Raw genomic sequence first — 18,109 nt, 5'->3', positions numbered from 1 at the left:
GGGTTTGCAGGAGAGCCGCAACACTTGATCTTGCCCTGCCCCCGCCACTGCTCAAGGCCAACACCCGATGTCCGACCAATTCCGCGACGTATTCTGCCAGTCAGCCGACGGTCTCAAGCTTCACGCAAAGACCATCGGCCCCGAAGACAGCCCGGCCCTGCCCGTGCTGTGCCTGCCGGGCCTCACCCGCACCGCCGATGATTTCGACGAAATCGCGCGGGCGCTGGCTCTTGATCCGGCAGCTCCGCGCCGCGTGGTGTCCATCGACTACCGTGGCCGCGGCTTATCCGATTACGACCCGGATCCCGCGAAATACACCGTCCCGATCGAGATGGGTGACGTGCTGACAATCGCCGCTTCACTTAGCATCTCACGCGCCATTGTGCTCGGTACGTCTCGTGGTGGCCTGATCTCAATGGCCCTGGCCGCGACACAGCCTCTGCTATTGGCCGGCGTCATCATGAACGACATCGGCCCCGCGCTGGAAATGGATGGGCTGATGAAGATCAAGGGCTATATCGCCGATCCGCCGCCGCGAAAAACCTGGGAGGAAGCTGCGCGCGGGCTCAAGGATCTGTTCAGCAGCGTCTTCCCGTCTCTCACCGATGCTGAATGGATGGCATGGGCGCGCCGCGCGTTTCGCGAAAAGCCGGACGGTAGCGGTCTGGAACGGACTTACGACTTGAGACTTGCGCAAGGATTCTCGAGCCTCGATCCAGCCAATCCATTGCCGCCGATCTGGGAGCTGTTCGACAAGCTTGCAGACATTCCACTGATGCTCGTGCACGGCGGTCTCTCCGACCTGCTGTCGCCGCAAGGCGTGAAGGACATGCAATCACGGCGTCCCGACATCGATCTGGTTGTGGTGCCCGATCAAGGGCATGCGCCCTTGCTGGCAGACCGGCCGACAATCGATCGGATTAAAGCCTTCTGCGTTCGGCTCGACTCTTAAAGAGCTCCTTGTTGACGCATCCATAGCGCGGCAGGCACGCTGACCTGTGCCATTTCGCACAAAGAAAAACCCCCGGCGGTTTCCCGCCGAGGGTCGTAAGCGGTTCAGATGATGAACGCCGTCAGGCGATCACGATCAGAAGGTGCGGCGAACACGAAGGTTGCCGGCGTAGATGCTCTGATCCTTGAACTCGTAGGCGCCAGCAGGCTTGAACGTGCTCGGGATCGAGGGGTTGCCGACGAGGTTGATGCCGCCGGTGTTCGACTGATCGAGCATGGTGTACAAGAACTCTGCGGAGAACGTCAGGTTCTGGACAGGGGTCCAGGCCGTACGCGTTCCAACTTGCCAGATGTTGAAGTCTGGGTTGCACGAGCTTCCAGGCGTAAACGTCGCGAGGGCAGTAGCCGCAGTTGTCGTCAGACGGTTGCAGATCAAAGTCGAAGCAGCACCGTTGTAGTCGACATGCGTGTAGCTGCCGAACACACTGGTTTCCCAATTCGGGGTCCAGTTGTGCACGAAGGCGCCACGGAAGCCCCAAACCTTGGTCTTCTCGATGCTGGTGCCGGTGCCGAACACGCCATCGAACAATCCAGCGAACGCGAAGCTATTGTAGAAGCCGCCATCGCCGCCGCTAAAGTGTTCGAAGCCGTTACCCGTCACGCCGCCGATGATGTACTTAGGCGCACCATCGGTGTAGGTCGCGTCCAACGACAGCTTGTCGCCAGGACCGGTCGGCAGGTTCTTCAGCTGAAGACCGCCCGACACTGCGAAGCCCCATTCGTCTCCCGGATGACCGTTAGGCTCGGTACCCTGTGCACCAGCTGGGGTCGCGTAGTAGCTGGCATGGATGTTGTGTACCGCACCTGACAACTGGAAGGTGAAGGCAGACTGGTCAACGCGGATGTTACCGACGAAGTCCGGAGCAACGTTGCCGCCGGTTGCGCCTTGCGGAGTGAAAGGCGAACCAGCCGGAGCACCGGTGAAGAAGCCGCCAAGGCTCGTGATCGCCAAGCCGGTGTTGAACAACGGAGCGCGGTTAATCACGCGGTTGTCTTCAACGCCGATCTGAGCCGACACGCCATTGCCGAACTGCCAAGTGTAGGCTGCCTGGGTGATGCCGGTCGCGTTATCGTAGCCACCGAGCAGATACGACGTGTTGTTGTTCGCGCCGTAAGCACCCCATGGCGTCTGGAAGCCCGAAATCGCCTTACCGAAGGTAAACCCAGCGAACTGGACGAACCCGTAATCGAGGGTGATGTTACCCGATGACGGCGAGCCGCCCGTCGAGAATTCGAAGTTGCTCGACCAGTAGGTGCGAACAACGCCGTATTCGGTGGCGGTGCGGGTATCGATGTTGAACTGAGCACGCGAGCGGGTCGTGAAATAGTCTTGGTCGCGACTGCCGGTGCCGAGTGCGTTGGAATAAGCAGTTGCAGCGGCCTGGCCAGGGGCGCCGCCCTGATCCCATCCCGGCTTGTTGTAGTTACCAGCGAGAATGTTCGCGTCGGCCTGAACGTAGCCGCCGAGCTTAATGCAGGTATCGGTGCCGGGGATATAGTAGAAGCCGGCGCCATAAAGGGAGCAAATCTTCACGTACTGAATGGCTTTCGCCTTGACGGGAAGATCAGCTGCCTGTGCCCCGGTGATCGCAGCAATGCCCGCTGCAGACCCCAGGATAAGGGTCTTAATCTTGCTCATAAAACCTCCAAGTTTGTTTGAGAGATCAAGCACGTCCCACCCCGGCGGATGCCGCCCGCCGCGAGGTTCGTTCAAAATCTCCGCTAGCCGCTTGGTGGCCGCACGCCCTCAACGCTCCCGCATGAACGCGAGCGACTAAAGCGAAACCACCGAACGGGACGACCTCGGGATGCCCCCCTACGTCGCTGAATGCACGATTACCTAAGGTTCATAAACGCGCAACAAAGGAGCGCCATCAAAGGGTGCGGTTGCGGCCGTTTTTGGAGACGTGTTGCACAAAGAGCACGCAAGGATGTGCCCCACAACCTCATAACCAACTGAAATAAAACAACTATTCCAAGGACGCATAACGCGACATGACGACGGTATCCCAATGGGGATTGAGGCAGACCGCAGCTGCACGGGGGAAAACTGCCGCGAATCAAGCCCGTCGTGACGAACGAGGCAGCAAACCGTTCGGCCATCGTGGCTTCGACTATGGGACTCTATTAAGAGGCGCACGCCTCTTATCCATCAATCTGAATGTGCTCCGGTTCAACACCGGCCAGATGTTTGTCGTACATCACACGATAGGCCGCCTCGATATGCTTCACATAAGACGGCATATCGAAGAGCTGCCCTGAAACCCGATTGACGGAAAGCTTGTGCTTGATTGCAGCGAGTTTATCCGGATGCGCCGCCAGTTCGGTTGCGGTCGCAATGTAGGCGGCGTCCGTTGTCTTGATGAGCTCGCTGACACCGCTTGCATTGACGAGGCTCGCCCCTACTCGGGCCGGGAACGTTTCTCCCGCCAGAGTGAGAACCGGCAACCCCGCCCACAATGCATCGCTTGCTGTCGCATGAGCATTGTAGGGCAATGTATCGAGAAACAAATCCGCTGCGCGATACCGGGCCAAATGCTCTTCAAGGCTTTCCGTTCTGCCGGCGAAGACCAGACGCGATGGATCGACGCCGCGTGCGGCAGCCTCGCTCTTGAGATTGGCGATCGCCGTTGAATTGCTTTCAGCTAACCAAAGCACGCTGCTCGGCGCATTCCGCAGGATCGTCATCCAGCAGTCGAACACCCGCGGGTTGAATTTGTAGCTGGCGTTAAAGCAGCAGAAAACGAATCCTGTTTCCGGCAACCCCAATTCCGAGCGCGTGAACAACTTGTCCGAGATCGCGCGCTTCGTATCTCGCGGCATGAACGATCCGGGCAATTCGACAATCTTCTCCCGGTAGTGGACCCGGTGCGACGCAGGAATCGTCATGCGATCCGCGATCAGATAGTCGATGTAATCGACACCAATGGTGCCGGGATATCCAAGATAGTTGATCTGAATCGGCGCTGCGCGGGCAGCGAAAATCTCCGGCCGACTGCTTTGGGTCATCCCCATCAGATCGATCGCAATGTCGATTTCAAGCTCTTGTGCAAGCAACGCGATCGCCGCATCGGTCTTGTCGCGAACGTCGATAAATTTGTCGAACGCCGCCTCAAGGCGCTTTCTCATGGGGTCTTGCGTGTCAGGCCCGAACGAAAAGGCCGTCAGCTGAAACTGCGAGCGCGCATGCCGCTCAAACAATTCCGCGCACAACAATGAGACCGGATGCATCCGAAAATCCGCCGAGAAGTATCCGATCCGGATCACGTCGTGACGTGGGTGTGCCAGGATGGCCGGCACCCCACTCTTCTGCGGAAACTTCACTGCCATGAAGGCTTCAGCCGCGCATCTTTGCAGATCGGGATCGTCAAGCAGCGCGAACAAATTAAACGGCGCCGAAGCCCTCTCGCCGCCCTTCAGCCTGTTTTCCAGTTCCTCGGTTCGAGCACCCCAATCGACCCAGTCGCACTTGTAGAGCTTGGTACTCAACCAGTTGCCGAACAGGAAATCGCAGTCCCGATCAATTGCGAGGGCCGCGGAGTAACTTTCATCCGCCTCATTGAAGCTCTTTAACCCAACGAGAACGCTGCCCCGGCTGATCAGCGCGTCCACATTCTGCGGATCAAGCTTGAGGCCTCGATCTAGGCTCTTGAGAGCGTCCTCCTGCAGACCTGCCCGGCTCAGCGTCTTACCTCGCTCGATATAGGCGTCGGCGTCGCGCGCATTCAGATGGATCGCCGTATCGTAGCTCGCGACCGCCTCACGGAAGCGCCCGAGATCGTTCAGCAGGCCACCGCGATTGAAGTGCGCCACGCGAAAGTCGGGCTTGGCCGCGATCGCCTTGTCGTAACTTGCCAGGGCATCTTCAAGACGACCGAGGTGCCGGAGCGTTTTTGCCCTGTTGTAATGGGCATCCGCATAGCCGGGCGAGAGAGCAATTGCCTTGTCATAGCTCGCCAGAGCGTCCTCGTATCGATGCAGGCGTGCCAACGCGTTTCCACGATTGCTAAGGGCATCCACAGCCCGGCTTTCAAGCTTGATCGCGGCATCATAAGCCGCAACCGCATCGGCAAAGCGCTCCAGGTCGGACAATGTGTTGCCCCGGCTGACATGAGCCTCCGTAAATCGTGGCTCGATCGCGATCGCCATGTCGTACGCCGCAAGCGCCTCATCAAAACGCTTCAGTCCACTGAGCGCGTTGCCGCGATTGCAGTGCGTGCCGGGATCCCGCGGTTTCAGCGCGATGACCTTGTCGAAGCACGTCAGCGCCTCCTCGAAACGGTTCAGATCGTAGAGACCCGCTCCGAGGTTACCAATGGCGGAGACTGCGGCCGGATCGAGAGCGATCGCTTTTCGGATCAATTCGATGCCGCGCTCGGCACGATTTGTCTGCAACGACAGGACGCCGAGCAGATGAAGCGCGTCGAAATGTCTCGGATCTGATTTCAGGACCTGCTTGTACAGCTCCTCCGCTTCACGGAGGCGGCCCTGCTGGTGGGCGGCCAAGCCCTGTTTGAATTTGTCCTGAGCCGACAATGGAGGACCGCACCTCAAATGACGCTGCTTCTTCCGTATTTCGAGGCCATGTTACACAAATGACAGGCTGCAAAATAGCTAACCCTGCGCAAGTGACATAGTCCAGCTGTTCGCTCCTCAACCATCAGCCTTGTTGCTCATGGGGAAATCCGCCTGCGACGAAAGGTCCTGCAGCGCTCACACATCCCCATCAATATGGCTTGGGGGCAAATCTTGCATGTGCCGTTCATAGATAGCGGTGTAGATGCCCTCAATGTGTCGCGTCAGGGAGCCATCGAACAATGGCGTCGTAAGACGATCGGATGCCAGCCTGCGCCGGATAGCCTGAAGCCGTCCCGGATCCGTGGCAAGTTCGATCGCCAATGAAACATAGGCTTCTGCAGTGACCGTAACGAGCTCAGGCAGACCGCTCGCGTTCAACAGACTTGCTGCAACTCTTCCCGGAAAGGCTTGCCCTTGCAGCGTCAGCACTGGCAACCCGGCCCACAGCGCGTCATTTGCAGTCGCATGGGCGTTGTACGGCAGTGTATCCAGAAACAAGTCAGCGACCCGCAACCGTGCAACATGATCCGCTAGTGAAGGCATCCGGCTGGCAAAGATCAAGCGCTTGGGATCGACACCCCGGCTGCTTGCCTCCTTTTTCAGATTGACAACGGCCGACACGTTGTCTTCCGACAACCACAGCACGCTGCCCTCCACGGCTTGCAGGATTCTCATCCAGCGATCGAAAACAGCCGGATTTATTTTATAGCTGTTGTTGAAGCAGCAGAACACGAATCCTGTATCGGGAAGGCCCAATTCCGCACGTGTGAACTCTCTGTCCGAGATCACACGCCTTGGATCGCTCGGCATGTAGGAGTGCGGGAGGTACGCGATTTTTTCCACGTAGTGCTCGCGTTGAGCGGGCGGGATCAACACAGGATCGGCGATCAGATAGTCGATATAGTCCGCGCCCATTGTCCCTGGATAACCCAGATAGTTGACCTGAACGGGAGCCGCCCGCATCGCGAATATACTTGTTCTGTGGTCCTGCGTCATTCCCATCAAATCAACGGCGATATCGATTTCAAGATTCCGCGCGGCCATCGCCACGGCTTGATCGGACTGCTCTCGGACGTCGATAAATTTGTCGAACGCCAGCTCCAGTCTCTTACGCATCTCGTCCCTGATGTCCGGGCCGAAGGAAAAGGCCGTTACTTCGAAGCGCGATCGATCGTGATTTTCGAACAAGTCGGAGGACAGAACCGCGACGGGATGGGTATGGAAATTTGCTGAAAAGTAACCGACGCGGATCTTCTCATGCCTCGGATATTTTGCGAGCGCCGGGAGCGCATCGCTCGGCGGAAACTTGGAATCTGCGAACGTTTTTGCCGCCGTCAGCAGCACAGCGGCGTTATCGGTCAAACCGAACAAAGCGAATGGGTTCGAAACCCGTTCACCATGAGTGGCCTTCTTCAGAAGACCATCGACCTCTTCTGAATGGTTCGACCAACTGCATGTCTTCATTCGAGCAAACTGCCGATGGCCATGAGCAAATTCAGAATTCGGATCTAACTCAATCGCCCTGTCGTAGCTTTTGACCGCCTCTTCCGGGCAATCCAGCATCCTGAGTGCGTCGGCCCGACCGAAGTGCACGTTCGCACTTTCAGGATTGATCTGAATGGATCGGTCAAAGTTTTCCAGCGCCTCCTCGAACCGATTCAGCTGTCCGAAAATGTAGCCGCGATTGCCATAGACTTCAGCAAAGTCAGGTTTAAAGAGAAGCGCGCGATCGTAACTCTGTAGTGCAGCGTCAAAACGTTTGAGGTCTGCCAAAGCGCGACCGAGGTTTACGTATGAATCAGCGTGATCCGGCTTGATCTGCAGAGCGCGTGTGTACGCCTCCACAGCTTCATCAAAACGCTTCAGCCCGGCCAGCGCATTGGCGCGATTGTAGCACGCCTCCAGGATGTTGGGATTGACAGCCAACATACGATCACACCCGTCGAGCGCTTCCTCGAAACGCTGGAGCTTATTAAGCACGGCCGCTCGACTGTAGAGCATCTCTGCGTCAGGGGGCCTGATGGCTATCGCTTGATCGAAACTTTCAAGCGCCTCTACGTGTCGCCCAAGTTCTTGCAGCCCTATCCCTCGATTGTAGTGAGCTTCGGCATAGTCCGGCTTGATTTGAAGGGCGCGCTCGAAACAAACAACTGCCTCCTCGTGCCGTTTCATGGCGTGCAAGACAGCACCGGTGTTATGTAACGCGACGGCATGGTCTGGCTGAAGCTTGATTGTGCGATTGTAGCTTTCGAGCGCCTCAGCCAGGAGCCCGGACGAGTGTTGAGCGAGGCCCAGGTTATAGTGTCCCTCGACCGACTCCGGTTTGATTCTCACGGCTTTGGCAAAGAATTCCCTCGCCGGCTCAAACTGCCCTCGCTGGGCTAACGATAACCCCAACAAAAAAGCGGCATCGAAGTTACGCGGCTGCCCTTTAAGGACGGATCGATAGAGTGCATCTGCCTGCGCCAGTTGGCCGGCTTGGTGCAATGAAACCGCGCGCTTGAGATCATCCAGAACGCCCCGATTGGTCTTGCCCGACATTCCAACCTATTCCTCGTCTGATCGCCGGACAGCTCTCTCCGGACGGCCACTCATAACTGTCTCATAAATCGCTGAGCGCTTCCCCACGCGCTCGTCGAGCTCGTACCGACGACTCTTACCCGATTGTATTTCGCGGGGCTCGCGCGGCGTGGAACCAGTATCGGGGATTATCGTATTTCCGCGACCGCCATCAAAGCGGCAGACAGAAATTATCTAATTATTTCAATTATTTGAAGCAGATGGCGGAGACGGAGGGATTCGAACCCTCGATACCCTTTTCAAGGTATGCTCATTTAGCAAACGAGTGCCTTCAGCCGCTCGGCCACGTCTCCTGAGACGTTCCGTATGCCCCACCCTGCCCGGCGCTGCAAGTCTCAACGTCGCGCCAAACAAATTTGTTTTGCCAGCCGTGGGGAGCCGGAGGGATTCGAACTTTAAGGTGATCTCCCGCTCTGGTTTTGGCGCGAGCGTGACAGGCGAAACGCGAATGTTCGCACAACTTGTTACCTGCCAGCGGGCCCGCATCGAGCCAAAGTGATCCTTGGCTCTGCGAAGCTTCAGCGTGCGCTTCATAACGCCACGGTGAGTTCAGGGACGATCTTGGCATGATCGGATCCCGCGCCTATTCACGGGGCATGCGCGATCAGAGATCGCATGAAGCGCCAGGAGCACATCTCGAGCGGCTACAGCTCGCCGATCTATCCTCATACGATCATCCACAACGCCTATACGACGGCCTGTGACGCGCTGTGGGCTGGCGTCTCGCTTGTGACGTGTCTCGGATCGGCATTCGCAGTAAAGGTTGCGCGAGCCTTCTCAAGGCCGCCGGGCTCCCCGCGCTCATCACGACGTCGATAGACGACGAGACGCTTGCGTTGAGACTGGCCAGCAACGCTGACCTTTTCTCTTCGATCAGAACAAAACTGTCAGAGCAAAGATTAACGACGCCGTTGTTCGACACCTCGCAGTTCACGCGGCATATCGAAGCTGCGGACGCCATGATGTGGAAACGATCGCAACGGAGGGAGACGCCCGAAGGCCTCTCCTTCGCCCCATAGTGGACAGATCCCGCCTCTTAGTGCGCCGTCATCCAGGCCCGCGCCTCGCGCTGAGCGAGCGCGATGTCGGCATCCGACATCAACTCGGCGACTTCACGGCGCAACGGGATCGCGTCCGCGCGTCCTTTGAGTGCCGCAAGGTTGAACCATTTGTGGGCGGCAATCAGGTCGACCACGCCAGCACGGCCGGTCGAATAGAGCATGCCGAGATCAAACAGCGCATCGCCATTCGCATCGGCTTCTACCGGCATCGCTGTGCCGACATTGATCAATCCCTGAAACATCCTGTCTCTCCGTTTCCGCCGCGGCGGCTGTTGAAATCAGCCGCAGCGAGCGCGGCCCCTGTCCTTAGTCCGTTTGACATGTCCTTCGCGTTGTCCGGTCGCCCGTCGCCGCGAAGGCCCCTCGCCGTTTGCCGGCTTGTTGAAGCGATCATGGCCCGTAAAATTTGAAGAGCAGTTTAAGTATCGCAATGAACGGAATCTGAACGCGGGAACCGGCCCTCGGACGGGAAATCTCAGAAACGCCCATTTTTCAGGGCTTTCTTGCAAGCCGTAAACATCGATTCACCGTGGTGGTTGGTGAAGCGATAACCATCGGCGGAGCTCGTCGCGTGTGGGGTTCAGAAATCCAAAGTTGGCGACAGGGCGCGCAGCACAGCGACACGGCACAACACCCGACAGGCGGAGCTATGTTCCGGAACTTGACTGGATGGGAGAGTTTGGGATGGCCCGACGGCCAAAGGAGCGCGCGGCGATGCGGCGGCTCTCATAAGACGAGGGCGTCGGTGAACACACCCGGGTCAAGATTTCGAAGTGCAGAGCGCCGAAGCACCTGCCAACGAAAATGCGGAGAACCCGCAACGAACGAAGAGCCGCTTGGACTCCTCTGCCTGGTCGGTTGAGGAGAACAAGTCTCCTCCTGATCAGACCGTCTTGCCGGATGTCTCGCCGACACCCTCTCTCGTCGACCAGAACCTCTGCTTCAAACTCGTTCGTGTGAACGAATAAGGCTGGCGGCTCTTGTGACGTCGCCGGCATCAACCTGCCGGCTCATTCCATAAGGCGAAGCCTTACTTCTTCTTCTTGGCGACCTTGCGGGTCTTCTTGGCAGTCTTCTTCACTGCCGACTTTGCCTTCTTTACGGTCTTCTTCGCCTTCTTCGCTTTCTTGGCCATGTTGCCCTCCTAAATGAGTGAGATGGCTATAATCGCTCTGTGTGCACTCGGGAATCGAAATGCACTCCATTCGAATTACACCAACGCGAACAAAAAAACAGCGTCCCACTTAAGGAAACGTTTACGCCCAAGGCGCAACTCGCGACGCAAGCACGCAGTGCAAACACTTCAACACATACGCAAGCCAACAAACACTTCATGCAAACCTCGAATGCAGAGAAACATCATGCATGCAAGAAGTGCCTGTGCCGCAACGATTTCTTTCATCGCTGAATACACGACGCGAGAGCATTCAAAAGCAAACGCACAACTGATCGACGGATAAAAAACGCCTCGCGCGAACTCTGAGTCTCGTTTTTTGGCAATAAAAATATTTTCGTGAAAAACTACTTTTCGACCGATGGTCGCTCGCACCGAGGCCCCTTTTGGGCGAGTCCGGGAAACCGATTCGCACATCGCGTCTCTCGGCGGGAGACCTTTGAGCTCCACTCAACGACCCAAGAAGGGCAACATCGAGACAAAAATTGGAGCGTGGGAGTGCTTGTCGAAGCGGCAATGACGCCGTGCATCGTCGCATGATGCACAGCGTCAGCGATGTTCAGAGACCAAGTTTGGCCTTGAGAATGTCGTTCACCGCCTGCGGATTAACCTTGCCGCCGGATGATTTCATCACCTGACCGACGAACCAGCCCATCAGTTGAGGCTTCGCTTTCGCCTGCTCAACCTTGTCGGGGTTCGCGGCGATGATGTCGTCGACCACCTTCTCGATCGCGCCGAGATCCGTGACCTGCTTCATGCCGAGGCTCTCGACTAGCGACTTTGGATCGCCACCCTTGGTCCAGACGATCTCGAACAAGTCCTTTGCGATCTTACCGGAGATGGTTCCCTCTCCGATCAGATCGATGATGGCAGAGAGTTGGTCGGCGGAGACTGGCGAGGACGCAATATCGCGGCCTTCCTTATTAAGGCGGCCGAACAGCTCGTTGATCACCCAGTTTGCAGCAAGCTTTCCGTCGCGCGCCTTGTCAGCGAGCTTCGCGAGGACAGCTTCATAGAAGTCGGCGCTCTCCCGCTCAGCGACAAGAACGCTGGAGTCATAAGGCGTTAGCCCGAAGTCTTCCATGAAGCGTGCGCGCTTCTCATCAGGTAGTTCAGGAAGCTTCGCCTTCAGCTCTTCAACGTAAGCGCTGGTGAATTCCAGCGGCAGAAGATCCGGATCGGGGAAGTAACGGTAGTCGTGCGCCTCTTCCTTCGAGCGCATCGACCGCGTCTCACCCTTGTTGGGATCGTACAGCCGAGTTTCCTGCTCGATGACGCCGCCGTCTTCGAGGATGTCGATCTGCCGTCGTGCTTCATATTCGATGGCCTGACCGATGAAACGGATCGAGTTGACGTTCTTGATCTCGCAGCGCGTCCCGAAAGGTTCACCCGGCTTGCGCACCGAGACGTTGACGTCCGCGCGTAGGTTGCCCTTCTCCATGTCGCCGTCACAGGTGCCGAGGTAACGGAGGATGGAGCGCACCTTGCTCACATAAGCCCGCGCCTGTTCGGCAGAGCGCATGTCGGGCTTGGAGACGATCTCCATGAGCGCGACACCGGAGCGGTTCAAATCAACGAACGACATCGTCGGGTGCTGATCGTGCAGCAACTTGCCGGCATCCTGCTCGAGATGCAGTCGCTCGATGCCGATGGAGATGCTCTCCCCGTCACCCGTATCGACAATCACCTCGCCCTCGCCGACGATCGGCGACTTGTACTGGCTGATCTGATAGCCTTGCGGCAGATCCGGATAGAAGTAATTCTTCCGGTCGAAGGTCGACTTCAGATTGATCTTTGCCTTCAGGCCGAGCCCGGTGCGGACTGCCTGCGCGACACATTCCTCGTTGATGACCGGCAGCATGCCGGGCATCGCTGCGTCCACCAGCGAGACGTGATCGTTCGGCTGACCGCCGAATTCGGTCGAGGCGCTGGAAAACAATTTGGAATTCGAGGTCACCTGGGCGTGGACTTCCAGGCCGATGACCATTTCCCAATCGCCGGTGTGGCCTTTGATGAGCTTTGAAGATTTGACAGGTGCGTTCATGGGCGACTTCTACCTCGCACGGCACAGCGAGAAAACCCCTTAGCCAAGCCCGGATATGCCGCGCCGATATCGCCTCAGACGTGTCTCGCGTCTTGCGGACCGGCAGCGACATGGCTGCATAAAATATTTCATTTACACCAGTAGATATACGGGCAATATACAACCATAAATTACGTGCATTCTCTTCGATAACAACCCGTCATATTCGTCGCTACTTTTTTTCCCAAGAGAATCAATTGAGTACCCCATTTGGTAAAGCCGTTTTCGTCGGCTGTGCGAAGGATTGTGCGCATTATCTTCCCCAGGTCCTTCGCAATATCGAAAGCATCGCTCAGCTTTATAGCGAGGTCGCTTTTATCTTCGTCGAAAACGACTCCTGGGACGGCACCAAGGAGCTTCTTGGAGGGTGGTGCCGTCGCGTACGGAACGCACGCCTGATTTCACTGGATGGCCTGTCCCGTTCGCATCCTGTTCGGACAATGCGGCTCGCTCACGCCCGCAATCAGTATCTGAATCTCATCAAGACAGAGTTCGGTGACTTCGATCACCTGTTCGCCCTTGATTGCGATGACATGAACGCCAGGCCGCTCGACCTGACACAGGTGAGCAAAGCGATCACGTTCCTCGAGTCCGACCCGGGCCATGCGGGTGTATTCGCAAATCAAGACGGCCCGTATTACGATCTTTGGGCCTTCCGGCACCCGGTCCGATGTCCGGGTGATGTATGGGAAGAAGTTCACGATTACGCCGAAAGCCGAGAGGTTTCGGATCAGGAAGCTTTCAATCAGATATTTGCCAAAAGAACGTTCTCCATTCCCACGGACGCCCTGCCCTTGGAGGTTGATTCAGCGTTCGGCGGGTTCGCAATCTATAAGATCAGCAGCGTCCTGAAGAACCGGCAGAGCTTCATCGGCTACAAGACCAAACCTGTCAGCGCGCCAAGTGGCTCCAACGAAATTGGCTGGCAAACCTGCGAACATGTCGCGTTTAATGCCGGCTTCCGCCAACAAGGTGAGAGGTTGTTTGTCCTGCCGTATCTTACTAACGCGGTCGTGCCGGATTGCACTTTTCCTCCGTCGGTCTTTCGGACGATGATTTTTGACCCTGCCTTGACGATGCAACAGCGGCGCAGCGTTAAGCTCGGCAGAAACGATCCGTGCTGGTGTAACTCCGGCAAACGTTACAAGCAGTGTCACGGACGATAAGCGAGCTACGCCACCATCAGGCACAAGCCTCGCAAGCAGCTGCGCTCTACAGGCTCGCCGCAAAATTCCGGAATGCCGGATTGCTCCGCAGCGCATCACGGCCCGCGGAAATCACCGCATCCACTTGCTCGGCCGGGAGATGGAAGCGCGTTGGCACCTTTTCGAGCTCGGCTGCCCGCTCCGGATCGAGTTGATCGAAGCCGACGCGGCCGACGTAAAACTTGATATCCTTACAGTTCCAACCTGCAGGCGCACCGTATTTGGCGCGCTCGGCAGCCGAAAGACCACAACGCCAGCGGACCAGCGCGCCCTGCCAGTCACTCATGGTGCTGTTGAATGCCGTGAAGCTGCCGGCAACGCTGGCGTCGATGGCGGTGTCGGCCGCCGCCTTCACCAGTTCGACACCACTCGGCCCCTGCACGGTGTTGATCCAGTTGCCCGCGACACCCGTCTTCGCATCTACCACCAAAAACACCGCGCGCCGTATCTTGACCGCCTGTCGCGGGCTGAGCGGACCATAAGGAGTATCGGACGATAGTCTTGCGATCGTGAAGCCCGACAAACCAAAATTATCGACAAGACCACCGTCGAGGAGCTTGATGTAGGGGATCGAACCGTCTCGATAGCGGCTCATCGCTCGCGCAAACCCCGTCAGTAGCGGAGGCGAACTGGGATTGTCGCGCACACGCGCGATCCATGGCGGCAGCGGATCGTTGCATTGACCTGGATACGTCCGGATCACGATCGGCGCGAATGCGACCGGCACTGCTGCCGAGGCCGCGACCGCATCCGCCAATGGATATTCAGACAGATCGCTGCAGATCGCGCGGAAGGCCGTCGCATCAAATACGAACGGCGTCCGGTTGTAGATGTCGGAAGCGTTGATCCAGACCCGCGGCCGGCCCTCGGCGCGGAATTGCCCGAACGTGGCGCCATGAAACAGGTTCGCATCGAGCCAGCGCGGGAAACCTGTAGCGTCGTTGATGCCACCCGCCAGCGCACGCGACAAATTCGTCAAGTTGAGATCGGTCTGCAGTCCCTCCTCCGCATTCCGCAGGAGAAACTTCTCGCGGAAATCGGTCAGGCCGGCGCGCTTCTTCAGACCGTAATAGGCTGCGGTCACCGAACCACCCGAGACGCCGGAGATGAAATCGACGTGCTCGATCATCGGTCCTTGGGCGCCGCGAACCGGGATCTGCTCCAGTTCAGACAACACGCCGTAGGAAAAAGCCGCCGCGCGCGTACCGCCGCCGGAGAACGAGAGGCCAATCACCACGTCGTTTTCGATCTCGTTTTCCTTGAATCCGAGACCGAGCCGGTTGGCGAGTGTATTGGGTGTGCCGGGGACGTTGACGGGATCGTTCTGGATACTCGCGCAGCCGAGCAGTACCGCGCTCGCGAATGCAAATCCCCCAATCGTCCGAAAGATACGCATGACACACGACCACCCCTAGTGGTCCGTTTCTAACATTCGCATCCCGTCTCGGCGGGCACTTCGTGCGAATGTTAGAATCAAAGGACCACTAGCAAATATAAGTTTCTAGTGGAGTTTTGGATTTGACATTCGCTTGACGAATTCGCTGCCGAGCGGGGAGCGAATGTCAAATCCACTCCACTAGCGGGTACCTTCGCCCCGCGAGGTTAACGAACACATACCAATGTGTCGCGTTGGAGGCACAGTGCCTCCTCCGAGAACTTCCCGCGAGTTACGTCGCAGGCATTTAAAGAACTATGCCCACCAATGCTTAGGCGTGAAGCTTCCGGCGGCCTGCTCGATCACTTCGCCAAGCGAGAACAACGTCTCTTCTTCGAACGGGCGACCGATCAACTGCAGGCCAAGCGGGAGCCCCTGCCCGTCTTTTCCGGCAGGCACCGCGATGCCCGGCAATCCCGCCATGTTCACCGTTACGGTGAAGATGTCGTTGAGATACATCTCGATCGGATCGGCCTTGCTCTTCTCGCCGATACCGAACGCGGCCGAAGGCGTTGCTGGTGTCAGGATCGCGTCCACGCCTTTCGCGAAGACGTCTTCGAAATCCTTCTTGATCAGCGTGCGGACCTTCTGTGCCCGAAGGTAATAAGCGTCGTAATAGCCAGCAGAGAGCACATACGTGCCGATCATGATGCGGCGGCGCACTTCCGGCCCGAAACCTTCGGCACGGGTGTTCTCGTACATGTCGATGATGTTGCGGCCATTAACGCGAGCGCCATACCGCACGCCGTCATAGCGCGCGAGATTGGACGAGGCTTCCGCCGGCGCCACCACGTAGTACGCCGGCAAGGCGTATTTCGTGTGAGGCAGCGAGACTTCGACAAGCTCGGCGCCCGCCGCCTTCAGCCATTCCGCCCCCTGTGACCACAATTTATCGATTTCGCCGGACATGCCATCAAGGCGGTATTCCTTCGGAATACCGATCTTCATGCCCTTCACCGACTTGCCAACCGCGGCTTCATAGTCAGGGACAGGCCGATTGACCGACGTGGTGTCCTTCGGATCATACCCTGCCATCGAGCGCATCAGAATTGCGGTGTCGCGCACCGTGCGCGCGAACGGTCCGGCCTGATCCAGCGATGACGCGAAAGCGACGATGCCCCAACGCGAGCAGCGCCCATAGGTCGGCTTGATGCCGACAATGCCGGTGAACGCGGCAGGTTGGCGGATCGAACCGCCGGTGTCGGTGCCGGTGGCGCCGAAACACAAATTGGCCGCGACCGCTGCTGCCGAACCACCGGACGAACCGCCGGGCACGAGGTCCGTGTCCGAACCTTCCCGCCGCCAGGGATTGATCACGGGACCGAATGCGGAGGTTTCGTTCGACGAGCCCATGGCGAACTCGTCGTTGTTCAACTTCCCGAGCATCACCGCGCCGTCTCGCCAGAGCTGCGAGGTGACGGTGGATTCATACGGCGGGATGAAGTTGCCGAGGATCTTCGAGCACGCCGTAACGCGCACGCCGTTGGTGGCGAACAGATCCTTCACGCCGAGCGGAATACCCGCGAGCGGACCGGCTTCACCTTTTGCGATCTTGGCATCCTGCTCGCGCGCCTGCGCACGGGCCTGATCCGGCGTTTCGAGCACGTAAGCATTCAGCGCCCGCGCCTTCTCCATGGCGGCGAGATGCGCATCGGTCAGTTCCAGAGCGGTGAAGGATTTCTGCGTGAGGCCCTCGCGGGCATCGGCAAGCGTCAGCGAAGTGAGATCAGTCATTCATCAACCGGGTCGCAGGAAAAGGGAGACTTGTTCTTGAGCTTTTCGGCATCGCTCTTCTGGATTTCTTCGATCAGCATATCCATCGCCTTGTCCGGATCGGCGACCTGTCCCGCGCGCTCCATGGCATCGAGATATTGCAGATAGGCGGCGTAGGATTTTTCGTCATCGCACAGCAGGCACATGGCATGGCCTCAAAAAAGTTACTCGACGACCTTCGGCACTAGAAAGAAATGATCCTCGGTGGCTGGCGCGTTGGCCAGCACCTTGTCCGGGATTTCGCCGTCGTTGACGACATCCGCCCGCTTTTTCATCTCCATCGGCATGACCGATGTCATCGGCTCGATGCCGTCGACGTTCACTTCCGACAGCTGTTCGACAAACGCCAGAATGGCATTCAATTCGCCCTGGAGGTGGGCCACTTCCTCATCCTTGACGGCGATGCGCGCAAGATGCGCGATCCGGCGGACGGTGGCGGTATCGACTGACATATCCTTAGAAACTCCGGGGCGGCTGCGCTGTTCAGCCGCCCTCATAGAGCATTTTAGCACGGATCGCCAATGTCAAATGGTCCCGGCGGACACGCCGTTGGGAAAATTATGACAGAAACTTCAAAAGGTTGAGCAAATCCGCCGGCGCGATCAAGGCTGATCGGTCGGCGAAACGGCGTTTTTCAACGTCTGGAATGGCGACTGATTGTCTTCCGTGAACAGCGTGACGATGCTGTAGATCTGGTCGACCTGTTCCCCGCTCCGCGTGAACGGCAGCAGCAGCCGCTCATAGTTCACGCTCGCTCCGCTTTCGTCCAGAACAACGGTTGAATTGAACGCAGGTATCCGCTGATCGACCACGCGCCAGTAGCTCTTCAACCCTTTTTCGCGGATGGACGGGTCCATCACATCATTCAGATAAAGACCGACACAGTTTCGATTATGCATGCGGTCGATATCGGAGCCCTGATATCGAATCAGATAACGGGGCTCTCCATCCTGCCATTCCACATCGAGCAGCATCACTTTCTCGCGCATCCGGGCGAGATCTTCATCATGAACGCAAGACACCTGCGGCAGGACTGCTCCGCGTTTCGAGCGTTCCCATAGCTTGAGCATACCGATTTGCTGAACACAGCGAATGCGGTCACGACCGAAAAAGTCGGTTTGATCCTGATTTGTCAAAGGGAGAATCCAGTGCGGGCAAGCGAGCGTTCAATGCCCTCACTCTCGTCAAAGTACAACCATAACTTGCGCA

The 18,109-nt window shown here is 57.7% G+C and carries 14 protein-coding genes and 1 tRNA gene; 4 read left to right on the top strand and 11 right to left on the bottom strand.

Features of this window, described 5'->3' with window-relative positions; genetic code table 11:
- The first annotated feature begins 67 nt into the window (after nt 1-67).
- The gene (locus tag ACZ5C3_RS13905) at nt 68-952 is read left to right on the top strand and encodes an alpha/beta fold hydrolase (protein ID WP_464038212.1); all 885 of its coding nucleotides are present in this window, start codon (nt 68-70) and stop codon (nt 950-952) included.
- A 135-nt stretch (nt 953-1,087) separates the two neighbouring features.
- On the opposite strand, the gene ACZ5C3_RS13900 is transcribed toward ACZ5C3_RS13905, so the two are convergent.
- The 4 genes from ACZ5C3_RS13900 to ACZ5C3_RS13885 all read right to left on the bottom strand — a co-directional run bounded on the left by ACZ5C3_RS13900 (nt 1,088) and on the right by ACZ5C3_RS13885 (nt 8,462).
- Nucleotides 1,088-2,650 (bottom strand): porin, encoded by a 1,563-nt coding sequence (locus ACZ5C3_RS13900; RefSeq protein WP_464038211.1) that lies wholly within the window; start codon nt 2,648-2,650, stop codon nt 1,088-1,090.
- Between the two features lie 506 nt (nt 2,651-3,156).
- On the bottom strand, nt 3,157-5,547 hold the full coding sequence (locus ACZ5C3_RS13895; RefSeq protein ID WP_464038210.1) for a tetratricopeptide repeat protein: 2,391 nt from the start codon (nt 5,545-5,547) through the stop codon (nt 3,157-3,159).
- Between the two features lie 177 nt (nt 5,548-5,724).
- Nucleotides 5,725-8,130 (bottom strand): tetratricopeptide repeat protein, encoded by a 2,406-nt coding sequence (locus ACZ5C3_RS13890; RefSeq protein WP_464044765.1) that lies wholly within the window; start codon nt 8,128-8,130, stop codon nt 5,725-5,727.
- Between the two features lie 240 nt (nt 8,131-8,370).
- Nucleotides 8,371-8,462 (bottom strand) — tRNA-Ser (locus ACZ5C3_RS13885).
- Between the two features lie 322 nt (nt 8,463-8,784).
- Between ACZ5C3_RS13885 and ACZ5C3_RS13880 the strand changes: the two genes are divergently transcribed.
- Together ACZ5C3_RS13880 and ACZ5C3_RS13875 are read left to right on the top strand one after the other, a co-directional pair.
- Entirely contained in the window at nt 8,785-8,988 is a 204-nt protein-coding gene (locus ACZ5C3_RS13880; RefSeq protein WP_464038485.1) for a hypothetical protein, read from the top strand.
- On the top strand, nt 8,904-9,188 hold the full coding sequence (locus ACZ5C3_RS13875) for an O-linked N-acetylglucosamine transferase family protein (RefSeq protein ID WP_464038207.1): 285 nt from the start codon (nt 8,904-8,906) through the stop codon (nt 9,186-9,188). The genes ACZ5C3_RS13880 and ACZ5C3_RS13875 overlap by 85 nt, the downstream gene beginning before the upstream one ends.
- Nucleotides 9,189-9,205: 17 nt before the next feature.
- Here ACZ5C3_RS13875 and ACZ5C3_RS13870 read toward each other — a convergent pair whose 3' ends face one another.
- Both ACZ5C3_RS13870 and gatB read right to left on the bottom strand, forming a co-directional pair.
- A complete protein-coding gene (locus ACZ5C3_RS13870) occupies nt 9,206-9,472 on the bottom strand; it encodes an SEL1-like repeat protein (protein ID WP_464038206.1) in 267 nt (88 codons plus the stop codon).
- Between the two features lie 1,491 nt (nt 9,473-10,963).
- Nucleotides 10,964-12,448: an Asp-tRNA(Asn)/Glu-tRNA(Gln) amidotransferase subunit GatB gene (gene gatB / locus ACZ5C3_RS13865; protein WP_464038205.1), complete on the bottom strand. Its 1,485-nt coding sequence runs from the start codon at nt 12,446-12,448 to the stop codon at nt 10,964-10,966.
- Nucleotides 12,449-12,684: 236 nt separating this feature from the next.
- Between gatB and ACZ5C3_RS13860 the strand changes: the two genes are divergently transcribed.
- Nucleotides 12,685-13,653 carry an SEC-C metal-binding domain-containing protein gene (locus ACZ5C3_RS13860; RefSeq protein ID WP_464038204.1) on the top strand — a complete coding sequence of 323 codons (969 nt, stop codon included), beginning with the start codon at nt 12,685-12,687 and terminating at the stop codon, nt 13,651-13,653.
- A 46-nt stretch (nt 13,654-13,699) separates the two neighbouring features.
- Here ACZ5C3_RS13860 and ACZ5C3_RS13855 read toward each other — a convergent pair whose 3' ends face one another.
- The 5 genes from ACZ5C3_RS13855 to ACZ5C3_RS13835 all read right to left on the bottom strand — a co-directional run bounded on the left by ACZ5C3_RS13855 (nt 13,700) and on the right by ACZ5C3_RS13835 (nt 17,970).
- On the bottom strand, nt 13,700-15,088 hold the full coding sequence (locus ACZ5C3_RS13855; protein ID WP_464038203.1) for a patatin-like phospholipase family protein: 1,389 nt from the start codon (nt 15,086-15,088) through the stop codon (nt 13,700-13,702).
- 294 nt (nt 15,089-15,382) lie between these two features.
- The gene (gene gatA / locus ACZ5C3_RS13850) at nt 15,383-16,861 is read right to left on the bottom strand and encodes an Asp-tRNA(Asn)/Glu-tRNA(Gln) amidotransferase subunit GatA (protein ID WP_464038202.1); all 1,479 of its coding nucleotides are present in this window, start codon (nt 16,859-16,861) and stop codon (nt 15,383-15,385) included.
- Entirely contained in the window at nt 16,858-17,046 is a 189-nt protein-coding gene (locus tag ACZ5C3_RS13845) for a hypothetical protein (RefSeq protein WP_424631039.1), read from the bottom strand. Before ACZ5C3_RS13845 ends, gatA begins: the two co-directional genes overlap by 4 nt.
- 18 nt (nt 17,047-17,064) lie before the next feature.
- Nucleotides 17,065-17,352, bottom strand: coding sequence for an Asp-tRNA(Asn)/Glu-tRNA(Gln) amidotransferase subunit GatC (gene gatC, locus ACZ5C3_RS13840; protein ID WP_464038201.1), 288 nt, complete (start codon nt 17,350-17,352; stop codon nt 17,065-17,067).
- A 150-nt stretch (nt 17,353-17,502) separates the two neighbouring features.
- Nucleotides 17,503-17,970: a PAS domain-containing protein gene (locus ACZ5C3_RS13835; RefSeq protein WP_464044764.1), complete on the bottom strand. Its 468-nt coding sequence runs from the start codon at nt 17,968-17,970 to the stop codon at nt 17,503-17,505.
- Between the last annotated feature and the right edge of the window lie 139 nt (nt 17,971-18,109).

Source organism: Afipia dichlorophenoxyacetatis (assembly GCF_055386385.1).
The sequence above is the reverse complement of the archived record's forward strand: the minus strand, read 5'-3'. Positions and strand labels throughout refer to the sequence as shown.

Excerpts from the sequence above, each read along its gene's own strand:
- ACZ5C3_RS13905 (WP_464038212.1), top strand. The coding sequence starts at position 68 with ATGTCCGACCAATTCCGCGACGTATTCTGCCAGTCAGCCGACGGTCTC.
- ACZ5C3_RS13900 (WP_464038211.1), bottom strand. The coding sequence starts at position 2,650 with ATGAGCAAGATTAAGACCCTTATCCTGGGGTCTGCAGCGGGCATTGCT.
- ACZ5C3_RS13890 (WP_464044765.1), bottom strand. The coding sequence starts at position 8,130 with ATGTCGGGCAAGACCAATCGGGGCGTTCTGGATGATCTCAAGCGCGCG.
- ACZ5C3_RS13880 (WP_464038485.1), top strand. The coding sequence starts at position 8,785 with ATGAAGCGCCAGGAGCACATCTCGAGCGGCTACAGCTCGCCGATCTAT.
- ACZ5C3_RS13870 (WP_464038206.1), bottom strand. The coding sequence starts at position 9,472 with ATGTTTCAGGGATTGATCAATGTCGGCACAGCGATGCCGGTAGAAGCC.
- gatB (WP_464038205.1), bottom strand. The coding sequence starts at position 12,448 with ATGAACGCACCTGTCAAATCTTCAAAGCTCATCAAAGGCCACACCGGC.
- ACZ5C3_RS13855 (WP_464038203.1), bottom strand. The coding sequence starts at position 15,088 with ATGCGTATCTTTCGGACGATTGGGGGATTTGCATTCGCGAGCGCGGTA.
- gatA (WP_464038202.1), bottom strand. The coding sequence starts at position 16,861 with ATGACTGATCTCACTTCGCTGACGCTTGCCGATGCCCGCGAGGGCCTC.
- ACZ5C3_RS13845 (WP_424631039.1), bottom strand. The coding sequence starts at position 17,046 with ATGTGCCTGCTGTGCGATGACGAAAAATCCTACGCCGCCTATCTGCAA.
- gatC (WP_464038201.1), bottom strand. The coding sequence starts at position 17,352 with ATGTCAGTCGATACCGCCACCGTCCGCCGGATCGCGCATCTTGCGCGC.
- ACZ5C3_RS13835 (WP_464044764.1), bottom strand. The coding sequence starts at position 17,970 with ATGCTCAAGCTATGGGAACGCTCGAAACGCGGAGCAGTCCTGCCGCAG.